The following is a 17,112-nucleotide window of genomic DNA, read 5'->3' as shown; positions in this document are numbered from 1 at the left end:
TACTATCTGTGCTCTTACTAGAGGATCTCACATGACCGACAGTACGCACGCCACTGCCTCCTATAGCCAGGAAACGACCGCATCGGCAGGAGTGATCTGGGCACTCTTCGAAGCCGTTTCCGGTTGGAAGAATTGGAATACGGGTGTCCACGCCTGTTCTATCGACGGTCCTTTCGCTGTGGGCTCATGGCTAACCATGACGCTTCCTGATCAGGAGGTGATCAGGTCGCAACTCGTCGAAGTCGATGTGCAGCACCTGTTCACAGACGAAACGATGCTTGGCGACATTGTGGTTCGCGTGGTGCATAAAATCGAACCGCTACCTGGTGGGGCAATCGCATCACCTACAAGATCGACGTAGTCGGAGAAAATGCGCACGATATTTGTGCTGGCGTTTCTTCCGATTTTCCTGAAGTCTTGTCGGCGCTGGTCGCCCAAGCGGAAAGTCGGACAACGAAATGAGTCAAGCATGGCTTGGCGTTGGCCGGTGCATCCGAGTGTGCGAAAGGTACAAGTGGCTATTCGTGTGTGCCTTTCGTTTGAAATGTACAGTGCCTTTGCGCTTACCAACACAGTTGCACTCACCTATGCGAAACAAGATGGGCGGCCCCCTCCGAGCGCTATCAACCGTAAAGCAGTGCTTGCTCAAAGCCAGGTGCCCCCCTGCCGCTCACTCGGCTCTTCTGTGAGCGCATCGAAATCGTGAATCCAGTCCAGGTGATTCAGCACGCTGTCACGCGCGCCGAGGCGGGCGTTGCGGGCCTGCGCGGCTGGCCCGTCGGGTAAATGCAGCACGTCCGCAGTGGTGATCGACGCGTACTGCACCTTGCGCGTGCGGCCCCGGCGCAGGCGCTCGTAGGCTTCCTGCGCCGCGCGCCAATTGCCTGGACCCGCCGCGGCTAATTGGGCGGCCAGCACCACGGCATCTTCAATCGACTGATTGGCACCCTGGCCGTGATGCGGCACAAGCGCATGCGCGGCATCGCCGATCAGCGTCACGCGGCCTTTGCTCCAGCGGCCGAGCGGAGGGCGGTGGAACAATCCCCAGCGCTGACTGATGGGCACAGCCGTAATCATCTGCACGACGGCCGGATGCCAGTCCTTGAAGAGGCGCAGTTGTTCGCCCTCGCTGGCGGGCATGACCCACTCGCGTAACGCCCACGGCGATGGATGACGCTCGACCAGCAGGAAATTCTGGTCGCCTTTGTCGCCGATGGGATAGTGCAGCAGATGGCCGCCGGGTCCGACCCAGAACTGGATGGTCTCGGGATCGGGCAGCAGGTCCATGCGTTCAGCCGGCACCACGCCGCGAAAGCCCGAGCAACCCGAATACAGGGCGTCGTCATAGCCAAGCATCCAGCGCCGCGTGATCGAGCGCGCGCCGTCGGCGCCGATCACGAGGTCGGCGTCGATGCGCTGACCGTTATCGAACGCCAGACTCACGCGATCCGGGTGCTGCACGAGATCGACCAGCCGATGCCTGAGCTTGATGCGCTCAAGTCCGACGGCTCTGGACAGCACCGCCTGCAAATCCGCGCGATGAATGCCCCAGTACGAGCCGCCAAACTGCTCGCGCGAGCTGGGCGTGCCGCGATGATGGCCGATGACCGCGCCGCTGCGTCCGTCGCGATAGACGAGGCCGGGCACCTCCGCGCACACTTTCTCGAAGTCCGGACGCAGCCCCATGCGCTCGTAGAAGCGTGTTGCGTTGGCCGAGAGCGCAACGGCCGCGCCCACTTCGCGCAGCTCTTCGGTCTGCTCGTAGAGTTGCGCATCGATTCCGCGCTCGCGCAGCGCGAGCGCAAGCGTAAGGCCGCCGACGCCGGCGCCGACGATCGCAATCTTTAGATCCATCTGCTTCATGATTGTGTCTCCGATATCCAGATTTATGGGTTTGGGCCGCCATGGCATTTCTGGGCGCCATGGCGAATGCGCGTGCCGTGTCAGTATTTTCAGCACTAGACCTTCATTCCTCAATAAGATGAAGTGAATGTGCTTCATCACTGGATTGAATGAGACCCGGATATGGGTGAATCATGGAACTGAGCGAAATCGACCTCAACCTGCTGCTGCTCTTCCAGCGGCTGATGCAGGAACGGCGCGTGGCGACCGTCGCCGAGCAGATGAATATGAGCCAGCCCGGCGTCAGCAACGCGCTCGCCAAGCTGCGTCGCCGGCTTGGCGATCCCTTGTTCGTGCGCGGGCCGGGCGGCGTGGTACCAACGCCATTCGCGCTGCGTCTGGCGGAACCGGTCTCGCAGGCGCTCGCCACGCTGCACGCCGCACTCAATCCGGTGACGGGTTTCGATCCGCTGCGCGCGATGCGCACCGTGACGATCGGCATGACCGATATCGGCGAAGTCGTTTTTCTGCCGGCGCTACTCGAACGACTGTCGCGCGTCGCGCCGGGAGTCGCACTCAATACGGTCCGCGATACAAGCGTCAATCTGAGCAACGAGATGGCTGACGGCCGGGTCGATCTGGCCATTGGCTTGCTGCCGCAGCTCAAGGGTGGTTTTTATCAGCGCCGCCTGTTTGATCAGCGCTATGTTTGCCTGTTCAGGCGCGGCCATCCGCTCGAGGACGCGCCGCTCACGCTCGCTACATGGCGCGAGGCTGAGCATCTCGTGGTCGTGGCGGCCGGCACCGGCCACGGGCAGGTGGACGAATGGCTGAAACGGCGCGGCGTACGGCGTCAGGTGCGACTGACGGTGCCGCACTTCATGAGCGTGGGCTACATCCTGCAACGCACCGATCTGATTGCTACGGTGCCGGAGCGACTTGCGCTTCAACTGGCAACCCCTTTCTTGCTCAGCCTGCGCGCGTTGCCCATGACACTGCCTGCCGCGCCGATTCATCTGCTCTGGCACACGCGAGTCCATCAGGACGAAGGCAATCGCTGGCTGCGTGGGGTCGTGATCGATCTGTTTGCGGATAACGAATCGTCCGCTAAGGGCAAGCGCGTGGCGAAGACTTAACGGATGCCATGCATTGAAAAGTTGTGTCGCCGCAGCTACGTCGATTCTGGAAGACCTGGAGTTGATGTCACTTTGCCTTGGTCTGCCGGGCGGCTCTTCACATGATCAATGAAGGCGCGCAGCTTCGGCGTCATCTGCCGGCGGCCTGGATAGTAGAGAAACACGCCCGGTATCACCGGCGCGAACGGCTCCAGCACGCGCACCAGTTTTCCCGTTCTCAACCCTTCAGCGGCCATCGGTTCAGGTAGCTGGGCAAGGCCCATACCTTCGACCGCCGCGCCAAGCATGGTGGAAAAATCGTTGGCGATGAAGGGGCCGGAGACGGCGATCTCGATCGCGTGGCCGTTGTCGTTGAATGACCATAGCGCGAGCGCGCCGCTGGATCGCCGCCACCGCAAGCATGCGTGTTGGCGCAGATCGTCCGTGTGTCTGGGCCGGCTGCGCGCTGCGAAGTAAGCAGGGCTGCCCACGACGATGAGATGAAACGGTGGCGTCAACGGTACGGCGACCATATCGGCGTCGACGAACTGACCCAGCCGGATTCCGGCGTCGAACCCTTCCGCTGCAAGATCGATCAGCTCCTTGCTGGTGGCGATCTCCACTTCGACCTCGGGATAAGCCTGGCAGAAGGATGCAATGAGTGGTTCCAGCAGGATCGGCATCACCGCGCGCGGCACTGAAAGACGCAACAATCCGGTGGGACGTTGGCCCAGTCCGCGCGCAACCTCACTCGCAGCGACAAGCTCGTCGAAGGCAGGCTTTGCGTGCGAAAGAAACCGTTCGCCAGCTTCGGTCAGGCCGACACTACGCGTGGTGCGTATGAAGAGCGCTGCGCCAATGCGCGCTTCAAGTACACGCACCGTCTGGCTGACGGCGGACGGTGTCACTCCGAGTTCCGCGGCTGCCCGGCGAAAACTGCGATGCTGGGCAACGCTCAGGAACACCTCCACGCCATCGAGCGCGCCTTGCCTGACTGTGAAGTTCTGCTTCATAGCCCGTCAACATTGTGATGAATAGTCGCTCGCGAGAGGCCATGGTACACCTACGCCTGCAGACGAGGAGTTCGAGGCCGCATCCACGCCGGCTGATCTCCTTCCTATTCTTCAATGCGCCCGGCAACACCTGACTGGAGGCAACATGTCACCGGAACTTATCTTCCAATCGCAGCTCGTTCTGGGCTATGTCGCCTGGCTGCTTTGCTTTCGCGTATACATCTGGCCCAGGCTCAAGTCGATGGACCCATTCGAAGCGCAACGCGCCATCGCCACCTTGCACAGCTTCCGTTTCTTCGGGCTGGTCTTCATTCTGCCGGGCGTGGTCAGTCCGAATCTGCCTGCCAGCTTCGCTGCGTTCGCCGCATACGGTGACTTCGCAACGGGCGTTCTGGCGATGCTGGCGCTACTCGCAGCAGGAAGACGACCGCTCTTCTGGTTGTTCGCCGTGGCCTTCAACCTTGTGGGAACGACCGACCTCATCGTCGACTACTACCACGCTATCCAGGCCGATCTTCCTGCGCGTGCAGGAGAATTTGGCACTACGTACGCGATTCCGATCATCTACGTGCCGCTGCTGATGATTACGCACGTTGCCGCTTTCTATCTGCTGCTGCGCGCTCGGCCCAAGGCGACGCTGAGCTATTGGTCGTTCCGTAAGTCATGAACTTGGCCGCTTACCTGGCCGCTTACCTGGTCGCTTATTTGGTCGTATAGCCACCGTTGATCAGAATGGTCTGCCCCGTAACCCACCATCCATCGCTGACCAGATGGCGGATGAAGGGCACCACATCCCCTGGGTCGGTCAAACCAGTCGTGGAGAACGGTGAAAGTGCGGCGGCGGTCTTGTGGTAAGCCACCGCGTCCGAGCCTTCGGCGGGATAGAAGAACGGCGTGTCCATAGGTCCGGGGCCGATGGCTGTCACCGAGATGCCACGCGCGCCGAATTCCTTGGCCGCCGCGCGCGTGAAATGTTCGACCGGCGCCTTGGTGCCCGCATAGGCAGCGTAAAACGGCGTGAACGCGCCAAGCAGCGACGTGACGAGCGTAACGATCTTGCCGTTGTCGTTGACGTGCTTGCCTGCTTCTTTGAGGAAGAAGAACGCAGACTTTGAGTTTACCGCCGTCATTTCATCGTACTCAGCCTCGGTGATGTCCACGAACGGCTTCTTCAACACCTTGCCTACGGTATTGATCGCAATATCGGGTCGGCCGACAGCGGCGACGACATCCGAGAACAGCTTCTCGATCGCGCCGGCCGAGGTCAGATCGGCCTGGAAAGCGACCGCCTTGGCGCCGGCCGCCTCGATCGCGGCAAGTGTCTCGTCTGCTGCAGCCTTCGAGCTCGCGCTGTTGTAGTGGATCGCCACTGCCTTGGCGCCCTGTGCCGCGAGATCCCGTGCAATCAGTCCGCCGAGATTTTTCGCCCCGCCCGCAATCACAACGGTTTTGCCTTTGATGCTGTGGTTTGCCATGGTCCATCCCCAGTACCGAAGCCGCCCGATGCAGCCTCTTATCCTGCTGGATGATATATTCCAGGAAAATCATTTAAACCTACTGTTTCTGACATCACTGGTCAGAAAAGTCGAACAGTGGAAAAGGGCCGTGGATCGTATTGACCTGTTTCGCGTGTTCGCACGCGTTGTCGAATGCGCGAATTTCACGCGCGCGGCGGACACGCTCGGCTTGCCTCGCTCGTCGGTATCCGCGGCGATCCAGGAGCTGGAAGGGCGGCTCGGCGCCCGGCTGCTGCATCGGACAACGCGTAAGGTGTCGCCGACCCAGGACGGCGCCGCGCTCTATGAACGCTGCCTGCGCCTGATCGCCGACGTCGAGGAGACCGAGAACCTGTTCCGGCAGACATCGGTAGGACCGAGCGGCGTGCTGCGTGTCGACGTGCCGGGCCGTATCGGCCGGTTGATCATCGCCCCCGCGCTGCCGGAATTCCTCGTCGCTTTTCCGAGAATCGATATCGAGCTCGGCCTGACCGATCGCGCGATCGACCTTGTCGAAGAGCGCGTCGATTGCGCGCTTCGCGTTGGCAAGCTGCACGATTCCGGCACGATCGCGCGGCCCATCGGCAATCTGCCGTTGATCAATGTTGCGAGCCCACTCTATTTGTCCCAACGCGGCACGCCTCGCACGCCCGGCGATCTGGCAACCCACCTGGCTGTCCACTATGCGTCGCCATCGAGCGGCCGTATCGCGGCTTGGGAGTGGCTCGATGGCGAAACCGTGAGGACGTTGACAACGCAAGGCCGCGTGAGCGTCAACAGTGCCGAGGCGTATATCGCGTGCTGTCTTGCGGGACTCGGCTTGATCCAGATTCCTGCATACGATGTGCAGCAGCATCTGCGCGCCGGCGAACTGATCGAGGTGATGCCCGAATACCGGGCTGCGCCAATGCCGATGACCTTGCTCTATCCGCACCGGCAGCATTTATCGCGCAGAGTTCAGGTGTTCGCCGACTGGCTCGAGGCGTTGTTGAAAGGGCAACTCGTTGGCGATCCAGGCGGAAGAAAATGAAACGGCCGGCGCGTCGATAAATCGTTCAGCGACGGTTTGATAAAACCCCTCGAGAAACCAGAATGCGAGTTTCGGCCGCAACTGTTGCGTCTCCCGCGACTCGGGAACGTGCTCGGCGTGGCTTCTCCCTTATCGCGGCTTCAGCATCGGAAATGCGAGTAGACACGTATGGTCTCGCCGGAAATAATGCAAAACCAGAATCACACATTATTCGGATCAGGAGATTGCCACATGAGTGCAGCTGAACTACTGCTCAAGATGTTCCGCTATCAGGCGTGGGCTAATGTCGAATTGCTGGACGCAATGAATGGATTGAGCACCGAGCATCATCCGGCGGAACTCCATCTTGCTACCCGGCTCATGAATCATTGTCTGGTAGTGAACAGGATCTTCGCAGCGCATCTCATTGGCGAAAGTCATCACTTCGCGTCTGACAATACGCCGGACACCCCGGCGCTCCCGGAACTGCGTGCCGGCCTCACGGCTGTGGATCACTGGTACCTTGATTATGTAAGGACGGTCACGCCGGCCATGTTGTCCGAATCTGTACCCTTTGCGTTCACCGATGGGGATAACGGGTGCATGACGCGCGAAGAGATGCTGACCCACGTCGTGACCCATGGCGGTTATCACCGTGGTGAGGCAGGGCGAATTCTGGTTCAGGTTTCCAACGGATCAGAGCAAGGCATTAAATTGCCGTGGGACACCTATGCCGTGCATCTGCACACAACGGAGCCTTCACGCCGGCTTCGTGGCCAGGTGCCCTTACCAGAGGCAGCTCATATCGGGCAATAGCCGACGAATACCGCCGCGCTACGAAGTCGCATACCCAAGCCGCTCAAAAGCTCCAAGGCGTCGGGGTTCGACGCCTAAAACAATTGCCCCAAGCAACACAGCATCCGTCCCAGTCGCCGAGGCCGCCCGCGTTGTAGCCCGGTAGCGCCCATGTCCTGCGGCGGCATTGTTTCGACGTGGAACAACACCAAGGAGGCCGTCATGCGTGCGTCGGCCGATTGCGCACGGCTTGACCGAGCGCAGCGCAGGCAATCAGCAGCGAACCCGTGACAAAGAACACAGCGTGCAGACCGAGATGGACGCCGATCACGCCACCGATCAGCGGCCCTACAACCTGACCGGCGAATTGCGCCGACTGAAGATACCCGAGCATCGTTCCCGACTGACTTTCAGTGGCCGTGTGCCGGACCAGCTTCGCGATCGACGGCAGCAGGCCGGCCAGCGTCATGCCCATCAACCCGCGCAGGGCAGCCAGTTGCCACCAGTGCGTGACGAATGCTTGCGGCACCATCACGAGCCCGGTCAACACGAGGCAACCGATGATCACGTTCCAGCTGCCGATCCGATCCGCCAGTGCGCCAAGCCGCGCCGCGGTCAGCATACTGCCGAACGCCGAGCATGCCATCACGATGCCGGCGGTGCGGGCCAGATGGTCGGTGGGCACAGTGAGGTGCGCGATATAGACGGTGATGATCGGCTCGATCGACATATTGGCGAGCAACACCATCATCGCGGTGAGCAGCAGCGTGATCATCACGGTACGGTTGGCCAGTTTCGGCGCCGTGGCATGGGTTGAGGCGCGCGCTTTGGCGTCGGAGTCCGGATGAAAATCTTCGCGTACGAACAGGATCGTCAGCAGCGCGGCAACTGCGATCATCGCGCCGCCGGCAAAGAACGTACTGCGAATGCTGATCAACGAGGGCAGCACGCCACCGACCAGCGGACCCACGAGACTACCGGCCAGCGAGCCAGTCGACAGGATGCCGAGTGCCCACCCCGCACGTTCGCGCGGCGCCTGGGTGCCGATCATCACGATTGACGCCGATGCATAGCCACCGATCAATCCGGCCAACAGTCGCAATACGACCAGTTCGGTCACGTTGTGCGCCATGCCGATCAAGGACATCACAATCGCCATGCCGACCGCCGCCCTCACGAGCATCGGCTTGCGTCCATAACGACCGGCCAGACGTCCCCAGAGCGGCGCCGTGACGGCCGTGCCGAGAAAGGTCGCGCCGAACGCCACGCCTGACCACTGCACGATCGCAGCCTGCGAAGTCACGCCGAGTTGCTGCACGTAGAGCGGCAGAAACGGCAGCAGCATGCTCAAACTGACGAGTGTCGTAAATGAGCCGAACACGCAAATGAACAGGTTGCGGCGCCAGTAGAGTGTGTTTCGTGCCGCATAGCTGGTGGTGTTGTTCGTCAACCCGACTCCGACCTCAGCGGCCGCGGCGTTAGCTGGCTGATTCATAACGCCCCCCGTGATCCGGCGCGCAACCGCGCACCGGCGATGAGCACCACGTTCTGTTCTGAGTCCATTGCCTGCTCCATGCGTTTGGCGTTGCAGCCAGGTTTGGCCGCAGCTGTTACCCATGGCGAGCAGTTTACGAACAAACGCGCGGCGAGAGAATCGCCGCCGCGCGGCAGCTATTCTTCCGCGCGGCGGTTTAATCCGCGTCGGTGATCGCTTGGAGCGCGCTGAAATGGGCGCGCAGACGCGGTACCGCGAAGTCAACGAAGGCCCGGACTTTCGGCACCGCGAGACGGCCTTGCGGCGTGAGCAGATGAACGGGGAGCGGCGCCTGCTCGTAGCCGCTCAGCACGATCTTCAACGATGCTTCGCGGACCTGTTCGGCGACGTGATAGGAAAAGAGCCGCGTGACGCCGTGCCCGTCGATGGCCGAGGCCACCGCGCCCTGCACGCTGTTGACGATCAGCCGTGGCGTGAAGTGCACCGTGTGCGGCGCGGCGGAATTGTTCGACGACGGAAAGCTCCACGAATCGACGCCGAAATGCGTCATCGAAATAATCCGGTGCTGGGCGAGATCGCCGGGCTGCTTGAGCCGCGGGTGTCTGGCGAGATAGCGCGGTGCGGCAACCACCACGCGGCGTACTTCGCCGACCGGCATCGCGATCAGCGTCGAATCGGCCAGGTGGGCAATGCGCAGCGCGACGTCGATCCCCTCGTCGATCAGGTTGGCGGGGCGGTCGAGCAGGTAGAGACGCGCGGTGACTTCCGGATACTGGTCCACAAACTCGTCGAGCAGCGGACGCAGAAAGTCCTGACCGGCGGCCACGGGCGCGGTCAGCGTCAGTGTGCCGCGCGGCGCCGCACGTTCGCCGGCAATCATCAAATCGGCTTCTTCGAGGTCGGTCAGGATTCGCCGGCACGAGGCGGCGTAACGCTCACCGGCTTCGCTCAGCTTGATCGTGCGCGTGGTGCGATGCAGTAGCGCCATGCCGACGTGCGCTTCGAGAAACGCGATGGCCCGGCTCACGGCGGCGGGCGAGCGGCCGAGGCGCCGGCCCGCCGCGGCAAGGCTGCCCTCGTCGAGGGCGCAGACGAACACTTTCATCGCATCGATTCGATCCATCGCCGGTCAGCCTTCAGGGGAGGGACGAGGTGGCGTCGTCGCGCCGGGCGGAACCGAGCGTATCGACGAGAAAATCGACGAAGCGTCGCACCCGCAACGACACATGGCGCTTGTGCGGATACAACAGCACGAACGGCCGCGAAGCGCCGCCGAACGCCGGCAACACTTCCACCAGACCGCCAGTCGCCAGGTCCCGCTCAACCACGAAACGATACGTCTGGAACAGTCCCGCGCCGCAGCGCGCCAATGTCACGCCACCGAGTACGTCGCCCGCGCTCGAATAGCCGCCGTCGGTGAAATGCTCCTGCATGTGCTCCCCGTCTTTGAACAGCCAGGGAATCTTGCGGCCACTGCTTGGCAGGTCGAACTGGATGCAATCGTGGCGGGTGAGGTCGTCGACCGACGACGGGGTTCCGGCTCGCGACAGATAAACGGGACTAGCCACTACGACCAGTTCCGCGTCTTCGAGCTTGCGGGCAATCAGATTCGATTCGCCCGGCGCGCTGCCGCGAATCGCCAGATCGAAGCCTTCCTCGGCGAAGTCGATGTTGCGATTGCTGATGTGCACGTCGACCCGCACCTGCGGATGCTGTTCGCGGAACGCCGGCAGGATGGGCAGCACGCGATAGTGCGCATAGGGCGTCGGCATGCTGATGCGCAACACGCCGGCGGCGGCGGACTGCTGGCCGGTCGCTTCGCGCTCGGCGTCGAGGAGTTGTCCGAGCGCCTCGCGGCAACGCTCGTAATACGTTCTGCCCGCGTCGGTCAGCCGGATACGGCGTGTGGTTCGGACGAAGAGCCGCACCTCCAGGCGCTCCTCGAGCCGCGACACCGAGCGGCTCACCGCCGCAGGCGTGACGCCGGCCGCGGTGGCGGCGTCCGTAAAGCTCTCCAGTTCCGCCGCGAGACAGAACAATTCGATGCTGCCGAGCATCAAGTCGTCGAATTGACGCTTACTGGTTCGTTCGACGATTCGCGGGCTATTCATTACTTGGCGTATCAAATGAATTTGACATGAGCGTATTTATAGACGCGAGTGGCATAAGTATAGTGAGTTACATGGGAGCCGGACAGACATCGGGACTCCGTGCGGTGCTTGTGGATGGCGGAACGACTGCCGGCCGCTGGTAATACCCGCGTCGAACCTGAGGCAATTGAAAGGAGGGCATCATGCCGTACATCAAGATTGAGGTGACGCGCGAAGGCGTCACGCGCGAGCAGAAGGCCGAGTTGATCAAGGGCGCCACCGATCTTATGGTGCGCGTGTTGCACAAGGACCCTGCGGCCACTTTTGTCGTGATCGAGGAAATCGATACGGACAATTGGGGCTGGGGCGGTGAATCGATCACAGACATACGCGCACGGCAGCGTTGAGCGCGTCGCGATTTCAAGGGGCTGAGGACATGAAGCACTCTCCAAATCTGCTCGCGCGCTTGGGCGTTGCTTTGCCGATCATCCAGGCGCCGATGGCGGGCGTGGGCACGCCGGCGCTAGTGGCGGCGGTATCGAATGCGGGCGCACTGGGCTCGCTCGGTGTCGGTGCGATGAACGCGCAGAGCGCGCGGGCGGCGATCCACGAAATTCGTGCGTTGAGCAGCAAGCCGTTTAACGTCAATGTGTTTACCCACGCGCCGGCCATTGCCGATCCCGTTCGGGAGGCGCGTTGGCTCGAGTATCTGGCGCCGCACTTCGCGCGCTTCGGTGCGAAACCGCCCGCGGCGCTGCGCGAGATCTACACGAGTCGTGGCATCGCCAGAATCTGCTGCGGATGCCGCGTATCGTGCCGCACTGCTGAGTCCCGAAAGCCGCACGACGTTCATTAGCGCGATTTCCGGACGGGTGGCGCGCGGCATCGAGAACCGGTTCAGTGAGTTGGGCGATGATCCAGCGCGCCCCGTGCTGCCTGACTATCCCATTGCCTATGACGCCGGCAAGGCGTTGCATGCGGCCGCGAAAGCGCAGGGAAGCGCTGAGTATGCGGCTCAATGGGCAGGGCAGGCCGTGCGGCTTTCGCGGGCGATGCCGGCGGCTGAACTGGTCGAGACGCTAGTTCGCGAGACGCGCGAAGCGCAAACGAATGGGTGGCGGCGCACGTTCAATCAGGACCCGCGTCCATGACCATCCGCTCACCAATTGTCCCGCATAGGAATCGAGTCAACCGAGCCAGTCGCCAGCGCAAGCGCGGCCGCTGCGGATAACGAACTGCTGTAACTATCCGCGTCCGCGTTCTTCGCTGCCAGCAATTGATTCTGCGCAAGCAGCGCGTCGGTGACTGAGCCGACACCGTGCCGATATGCATCGAACGCGGCGTCATACGTCGTTTGTGCGGCGGCAAGTAACTCTTTGGCTGCGGCCTGTGCGGCGAGACTCGTCTGCAGCGTATTCTGCGCGGCGACGATTTGCCGAACCGCTTCTTCGCGGCTTCGAGTGAGACGGGTCGACGCGCTGTCGGCATCGTTGCGCGCTTGCGCGAGCACGGCCGATCTCAGGCCGCCGTCATACAGCGGAATCGTCACGCCGACGATCACGCTGCCGCCGTAGCGGCCGCCGCTCAGATTCACCGTCGGCAGTTGCTGACCGATGGCCGGCACCGCCGAAATCGACGAGCTGCCGGTGTTGTACGCGCCGTTCGCCGAGACGAACACCTTCGGCATGAAATCCGACTCAGCCGCCTTCACCTTCGCCAGATTGACCCGCTCGGCCGCATAGGCGCTCAACACGTCCGGGCGGCGAGCGATGGCGGACGACACGATCCGGTCGATCGAGTCGTTCGTGATTGCCGGGAGCGTGTGTGCCGGCATCTCCGCGATCCTGGGCTTCGACAACGGAGAAATCCCCATCGCGGCGATCAACGCGAGATAGCTGTTGCTTTCGGCGCCCTGCGCCTGGACCAGCGCGAGCCTCGCCTGCGCGCGATTCTGGTTGGCCTGCGCGACTTCGATGACGGTGCCGATGCCATGCTTGTAGCGCGACTGCGCGGCAGCCAGGATCGCGTCGGCGTTATCGAGACCCTGTTGTGTCGTGACGATGCGAGCGCGCGCGGCCTGGTACGCGTAGAACGCGACGCTGACGTCGAAGATCACCTGTTGGTGAACCGCAGTGAAGGCGATGTTCGCCATCACCGAGGCCTGCGACGCGGCCTCGACGCGCGCGGCGCGTCCGCCAAAATCGAACAGCAGCCATTGCAGCGCGACCACCGAAGTCATGCCGTGCCCCGTTGCGCTCGCCGACGAATCACCGAGCACGGACGTCTCCGAATTATGAAAACCGGTGTATTGCCCCATCGCCGCGACCGACAGTTGCGGAAGGTATGCGCTCTTCGCGATGCCGGCCGCGAGTGCTACGTTGCGCGCGTCATTCCACGCGATGCGGGTTAGCGGGTTCGCTGACTCCGCCAGATCGATCAGTTCGGGTAGGTCGTATGCATGCGCCTGCTCGAGTGCTGGCGGAGGTGGCACGGCGGCGAGTGCGGGATTGGCGGGGAGCTGGTAGCTGTGTGTGGAGGTAGTCGGGGCCGCTGAATTACCCGAAGTAGCAGAGTTAAACGAAGCAGCGGAAGCAGCCGAAGCCGGCCCAGGCATGATGGCGCCGGTCGCGTCCGTCGGTGGCTGCCACGGATGGTCGGGACTGTCCGGCGCCATGTCCAGCGATGACGTGGCGCATCCGGTCAAACCCGCTGCGGCCAGGATCGCCAGTGCGAATGAAGGGTTAAGCCGGCGCATGGGTCGCGAGTCCCTTCGCTGCGTCGTCCGACGCAGCGTGTTCGAGTTGAGTGAGGCGTGCATCGCCGAGGCGTAGCAAAGCGGTGCGTGTGTCGTCGTAGGCTGCTGCTTCCGGTAGAGCCGCATTCGGGGCGACGGGTAAAGGTGTGACCTTGGCGCCGGTTTCAGCCGACGGCATCGGAAGCCCGTCCATGGCCCGCTTGATCCAGCCTTCAATCGCGGCATCGCCCGGCCGGCGTTCGGCGAGCAGGAACATCGGCCCTTCCAGCGCATCGAGCTTCGCCAGCGCGCTGCGGCGCTCGGCGATCCACTGCGCTTCGGGACGAACCCACGACGGTTCGTAATGCATCAGCGCGATATCCTGTTCCAGCGCGCCGCACTGAGCCATGGCGCTCGCGGCCTGCGCGCGGCGCGTGACGGCATCCGGCAGTGCCGTCAGTCGTTCCCATTGCTGCCGCAGCGTGGTGAGTCCAGCGTCGATGCGCGCGGCCACGGTGACCGGCCAAACACGCGTAAAAACCAGATAGACGACTACGTTGCCGATCAGGATCCCGATCGTGCGATCCCGCGCAAGCGTCAGATCGTAGCCAGGCGCCGCGCCCTGCAACACGCACATGAAGAACACCAGGGCGATCTGGAAGCCGGCATACGCCATCCGTGGCGAACCGAAAGCGATCCACGCCGACAGCCATGCACCGACCAGCACGAGCGTCATCAACCCGGCGACGGACGTCAGCACGGGCGTGACGAACACGATCGCCGCGATACCCAGGAGCGCGCCCACGAGACACCCGGCGATCCGCAGTGTCATCTTCTCGACGGTTTCAGCGGTGGTGCCGAGCGACACCATGTAGACCGTGATGAAGCAGGTGTGGATACCCGGCCAGTTGATCTGCGAATAGAGCAGATAGCAGAACATCGCCGCCACCGTGGTTTTCAGCGCGTAGCGGACGTGTTCGGGATTGGTGAAGGCATCCGGTAGGAAGAACCCGCCGCGTTTGGCGGCGGGTGGCGGCGTGGGTTCGGCTTTGACATCAGCTTGCGCCTCGACCACAGCGAAGCGGGCGATCGCATCGTGCAGATCCTCGACGACGAGCCGCGCGAGCGGCGTCAGTTCGGCGATGCCAGGCAGCTTGAGTTCGATGTCGACAGGATAGCCGCCTTCCTCGAGCATCCGGGCCATGTTCTCCAGCGTCTCGGCGATAGGCGCGGCGAACGATGCCGGTAGCCGTCCCGACGGTTCACGCACCGCGAGATCGGCCGCGACCAGAATCGTCAGCGTCGATGACACGGCCTGCCGCAGTGGCCCGACATCGTCACGCACCGACGATCCGTCGACAACCGAGAGCTTGAGCCACGTGCCGATTTCCGCGTCGCCCTCGCGCAGACATGCGCTGAGTTCGTCGGCTGTCGCCTCGGGGTCGACCAGGCTCTGCGCCGAGAGTCGCAGACGCTTCGCGAGCGCGCGGCCGGCCAGCTTCCGCGGCGACGGCGCGATCAGCAGATTAACGCCGATCGAGATGCCGACCGGGATCGCGACCATCAGCCAGACGTAGAGCAGGGCGCGCGTCGCCACTTCGCCGAACGGTACGCTGCCGAGTTCGTCGAGCGCAAAGCCGACGATCATCGCGAGGATCGCGCCCACCGGCCGCAGCTTGCTCGCCGAGGTCACGAACAGCAGACCGAACGATAGCCCCGTGATGCACGCAACCCGCCACATGGGATCGTCGAGCGCGAACATGGCCACCACCGTGACCAATCCGATCATCACCGTGACCAGCACCAGCAGCGCCGAGCTCAGCATCACGCTCAGCACCCGGTCGGGCCGGTTCAGGAAGAACACGACATAGGCGGAGATCGCCGCTTCCGGCGTGCCGTACGCGCTCGTCACGAACGCCGTCAACGCGCAGATCAGCGCGATGCGGGTCGCCATCGCCGCGCGCCCGGGATAGGGCGCAAGCAGCTTCAGGATGTCGGCGGGGCCCGGTCGGGCAAGATCACCGGCAGGCTGCGCCATGCCGGACCTCGACTATCGCGCTCGCACCGATCCGCACCAGCCGGGCGGCCGGCTCGTCGAGCCGCACACGCACGGGGAAGCGCTGGGCGACCCGCACCCAGTTGACGGACTGCTGCACGATCGGCAAGGTGCGCGGCAGATTGATACGGTCGGAATCGGCAACGCCCGCGCCGATTCCGACCACTTTGCCGTGGATCGCCTGGCTGCGGTCGATCATCGAATAGACGGTCGCACAATCGCCTGGCTCGATCCGCGCGAGCGCGCCTTCCCGGAAGTTGGCGACGGCGAACCATTCGTCCGCGTGGACGAGTGTGAAGATCGACTGATGCGGCGCGATCGTCTCGCCCGCCAGCACCGATAACCCCGTGACGAAGCCATTCTGCGGCGCGCGCACGACGGTGTCGTCGAGGCCGCGCTGCGCAAGCGCGAGGGCCGCCTCGCGCGCATGCACCGAGGCGACGGCGCCGGCTTCGTCGCCGATCGTCTGCGCGGTGGCCTGCTTCTGCTCCTGCGCCTGCTTCAGCGACAACGCCGCGTCATGCTGCGCGACCTGCGCCTGATCCAGTTGCTGAACCGGGACATAACCCTTCGCCACGAGCGGCGTGAGCCGCTCTACGGTGCGCGATGCCAGTTCATAGTTGTGTGCCGCTTTGCCGGTCTGATCGCCGGCGATAACCGCTGTGGCGCGCTCGCCGACAATCGACCTGCGTCGCGTGTCGAGTGTCGCGCGCGCCAGTTCGAGGTCGGCCTGGGCTTGCGCGACCGCGAGCCGGTAAGGCACGGGATCGATCTCGAAGAGCACGTCGCCCTTCGCGACCCGCTGGTTCTCTTCCACCGGCAGCCTGATGATCCGGCCGCCGACCGGCGACGCGACGTGGACGACGTCGGCATCGATCGTCGCGTCGTCCGTTGACGGAAACCGGGTGGTCCGGTCATAGCCGTACCAGGCCGCCGCGAGGCCGAGTACGACGATCACGCCCGCGATCACACGGCCCTTGACGGAGGCTTTCCGCTTGCCGGCGATTTTCATAAGAGCTGTCCTGTTCCCGAAAGCCAGAAGAGCACGCCGACCGTCAAACCGATAGCTACGCAGACGGAGAGCTGAAACGGAACGACCTGCGCCCACCCCGTGGACACGAAGATCCGATGGGCGACAAGCGCACCGATGAGTCCGACCACCGCGCTCAACAGCCAGAGCGGGAAGTAGGCGCCGAAGATTTCATACGACGGCGCACCGCGCAGCGTACACCCCTGCAAGGACAGGCTCAGGGCAGCGATGGCCGGAAGATGCCGCGTGCGGAGCACGATCGGGTCGCAGGCGCTTCTTTGATTTGGCTTGAACGGCATTGCGGCGTCGCGAGGTGAGTGAATACGTGGTGGAATCAACGAAATAACGGGCACTTTACCAGCGCCACCGTTTCGTTTCGATGTTTTCCGCTCTCTCGCTTTCGCGCTATAAGGGGTACTTCCCAGCGTCAAGCTGTC

The 17,112-nt window shown here is 63.1% G+C and carries 16 protein-coding genes and 1 pseudogene; 7 read left to right on the top strand and 10 right to left on the bottom strand.

Annotation, left to right across the window (positions count from 1 at the left end):
* The first annotated feature begins 31 nt into the window (after positions 1-31).
* Entirely contained in the window at positions 32-361 is a 330-nt protein-coding gene (locus tag PQQ86_RS33795; RefSeq protein WP_408277160.1) for an SRPBCC family protein, read from the top strand.
* A gap of 284 nt (positions 362-645) precedes the next feature.
* Here PQQ86_RS33795 and PQQ86_RS33790 read toward each other — a convergent pair whose 3' ends face one another.
* Positions 646-1,863: an FAD-dependent monooxygenase gene (locus tag PQQ86_RS33790; protein ID WP_408277157.1), complete on the bottom strand. Its 1,218-nt coding sequence runs from the start codon at positions 1,861-1,863 to the stop codon at positions 646-648.
* 173 nt (positions 1,864-2,036) lie between these two features.
* Here PQQ86_RS33790 and PQQ86_RS33785 point away from each other — a divergent pair, with 173 nt between their 5' ends.
* Entirely contained in the window at positions 2,037-2,978 is a 942-nt protein-coding gene (locus PQQ86_RS33785) for a LysR family transcriptional regulator (protein WP_408277154.1), read from the top strand.
* A gap of 35 nt (positions 2,979-3,013) precedes the next feature.
* On the opposite strand, the gene PQQ86_RS33780 is transcribed toward PQQ86_RS33785, so the two are convergent.
* Positions 3,014-3,970 carry a LysR family transcriptional regulator gene (locus PQQ86_RS33780; RefSeq protein ID WP_408277151.1) on the bottom strand — a complete coding sequence of 319 codons (957 nt, stop codon included), beginning with the start codon at positions 3,968-3,970 and terminating at the stop codon, positions 3,014-3,016.
* 145 nt (positions 3,971-4,115) lie between these two features.
* On the opposite strand from PQQ86_RS33780, the gene PQQ86_RS33775 reads away from it, so the two are divergent.
* A complete protein-coding gene (locus PQQ86_RS33775) occupies positions 4,116-4,637 on the top strand; it encodes a DUF8737 domain-containing protein (RefSeq protein ID WP_408277148.1) in 522 nt (173 codons plus the stop codon).
* A gap of 34 nt (positions 4,638-4,671) precedes the next feature.
* Here the strand turns inward: PQQ86_RS33775 and PQQ86_RS33770 are convergent, their stop codons facing one another.
* A complete protein-coding gene (locus tag PQQ86_RS33770) occupies positions 4,672-5,445 on the bottom strand; it encodes an SDR family oxidoreductase (protein WP_408277145.1) in 774 nt (257 codons plus the stop codon).
* 130 nt (positions 5,446-5,575) lie between these two features.
* Between PQQ86_RS33770 and PQQ86_RS33765 the strand changes: the two genes are divergently transcribed.
* On the top strand, positions 5,576-6,496 hold the full coding sequence (locus PQQ86_RS33765; RefSeq protein WP_408277141.1) for a LysR family transcriptional regulator: 921 nt from the start codon (positions 5,576-5,578) through the stop codon (positions 6,494-6,496).
* 231 nt (positions 6,497-6,727) lie between these two features.
* Positions 6,728-7,291 (top strand): DinB family protein, encoded by a 564-nt coding sequence (locus PQQ86_RS33760; RefSeq protein WP_408277138.1) that lies wholly within the window; start codon positions 6,728-6,730, stop codon positions 7,289-7,291.
* Positions 7,292-7,490: 199 nt separating this feature from the next.
* Here the strand turns inward: PQQ86_RS33760 and PQQ86_RS33755 are convergent, their stop codons facing one another.
* The 3 genes from PQQ86_RS33755 to PQQ86_RS33745 form a co-directional block, all read right to left on the bottom strand.
* A complete protein-coding gene (locus PQQ86_RS33755; protein WP_408277136.1) occupies positions 7,491-8,765 on the bottom strand; it encodes an MFS transporter in 1,275 nt (424 codons plus the stop codon).
* Between the two features lie 196 nt (positions 8,766-8,961).
* Positions 8,962-9,888, bottom strand: coding sequence for a LysR family transcriptional regulator (locus PQQ86_RS33750; protein WP_408277133.1), 927 nt, complete (start codon positions 9,886-9,888; stop codon positions 8,962-8,964).
* 13 nt (positions 9,889-9,901) lie between these two features.
* Positions 9,902-10,876 (bottom strand): LysR family transcriptional regulator, encoded by a 975-nt coding sequence (locus PQQ86_RS33745; RefSeq protein ID WP_408277131.1) that lies wholly within the window; start codon positions 10,874-10,876, stop codon positions 9,902-9,904.
* Positions 10,877-11,058: 182 nt separating this feature from the next.
* Here PQQ86_RS33745 and PQQ86_RS33740 point away from each other — a divergent pair, with 182 nt between their 5' ends.
* Together PQQ86_RS33740 and PQQ86_RS33735 are read left to right on the top strand one after the other, a co-directional pair.
* A complete protein-coding gene (locus tag PQQ86_RS33740) occupies positions 11,059-11,262 on the top strand; it encodes a tautomerase family protein (protein WP_154566387.1) in 204 nt (67 codons plus the stop codon).
* Between the two features lie 29 nt (positions 11,263-11,291).
* A pseudogene (locus PQQ86_RS33735) lies at positions 11,292-12,006 on the top strand (NAD(P)H-dependent flavin oxidoreductase).
* An 8-nt stretch (positions 12,007-12,014) separates the two neighbouring features.
* On the opposite strand, the gene PQQ86_RS33730 reads toward PQQ86_RS33735, so the two are convergent.
* From PQQ86_RS33730 to PQQ86_RS33715, 4 genes are read right to left on the bottom strand one after another with little or no spacing between them, the layout of a single operon-like run.
* A complete protein-coding gene (locus PQQ86_RS33730) occupies positions 12,015-13,610 on the bottom strand; it encodes a TolC family protein (RefSeq protein WP_408277128.1) in 1,596 nt (531 codons plus the stop codon).
* Positions 13,597-15,627: an FUSC family protein gene (locus PQQ86_RS33725; RefSeq protein ID WP_408277126.1), complete on the bottom strand. Its 2,031-nt coding sequence runs from the start codon at positions 15,625-15,627 to the stop codon at positions 13,597-13,599. The genes PQQ86_RS33730 and PQQ86_RS33725 overlap by 14 nt, the downstream gene beginning before the upstream one ends.
* A complete protein-coding gene (gene mdtN / locus PQQ86_RS33720; RefSeq protein WP_408277123.1) occupies positions 15,608-16,657 on the bottom strand; it encodes a multidrug transporter subunit MdtN in 1,050 nt (349 codons plus the stop codon). The genes PQQ86_RS33725 and mdtN overlap by 20 nt, the downstream gene beginning before the upstream one ends.
* Complete coding sequence (locus PQQ86_RS33715) at positions 16,654-16,974, bottom strand: hypothetical protein (RefSeq protein ID WP_408279422.1); 321 nt, start codon at positions 16,972-16,974, stop codon at positions 16,654-16,656. The genes mdtN and PQQ86_RS33715 overlap by 4 nt, the downstream gene beginning before the upstream one ends.
* Between the last annotated feature and the right edge of the window lie 138 nt (positions 16,975-17,112).

The sequence above is a fragment of the Paraburkholderia sediminicola genome (assembly GCF_046026675.1).
In the GTDB taxonomy this organism is placed as follows: Bacteria; Pseudomonadota; Gammaproteobacteria; order Burkholderiales; family Burkholderiaceae; genus Paraburkholderia; species Paraburkholderia sediminicola_F.
Note: the sequence above shows the minus strand (reverse complement) of the source record. Positions and strands in the feature narration are given on the sequence as shown.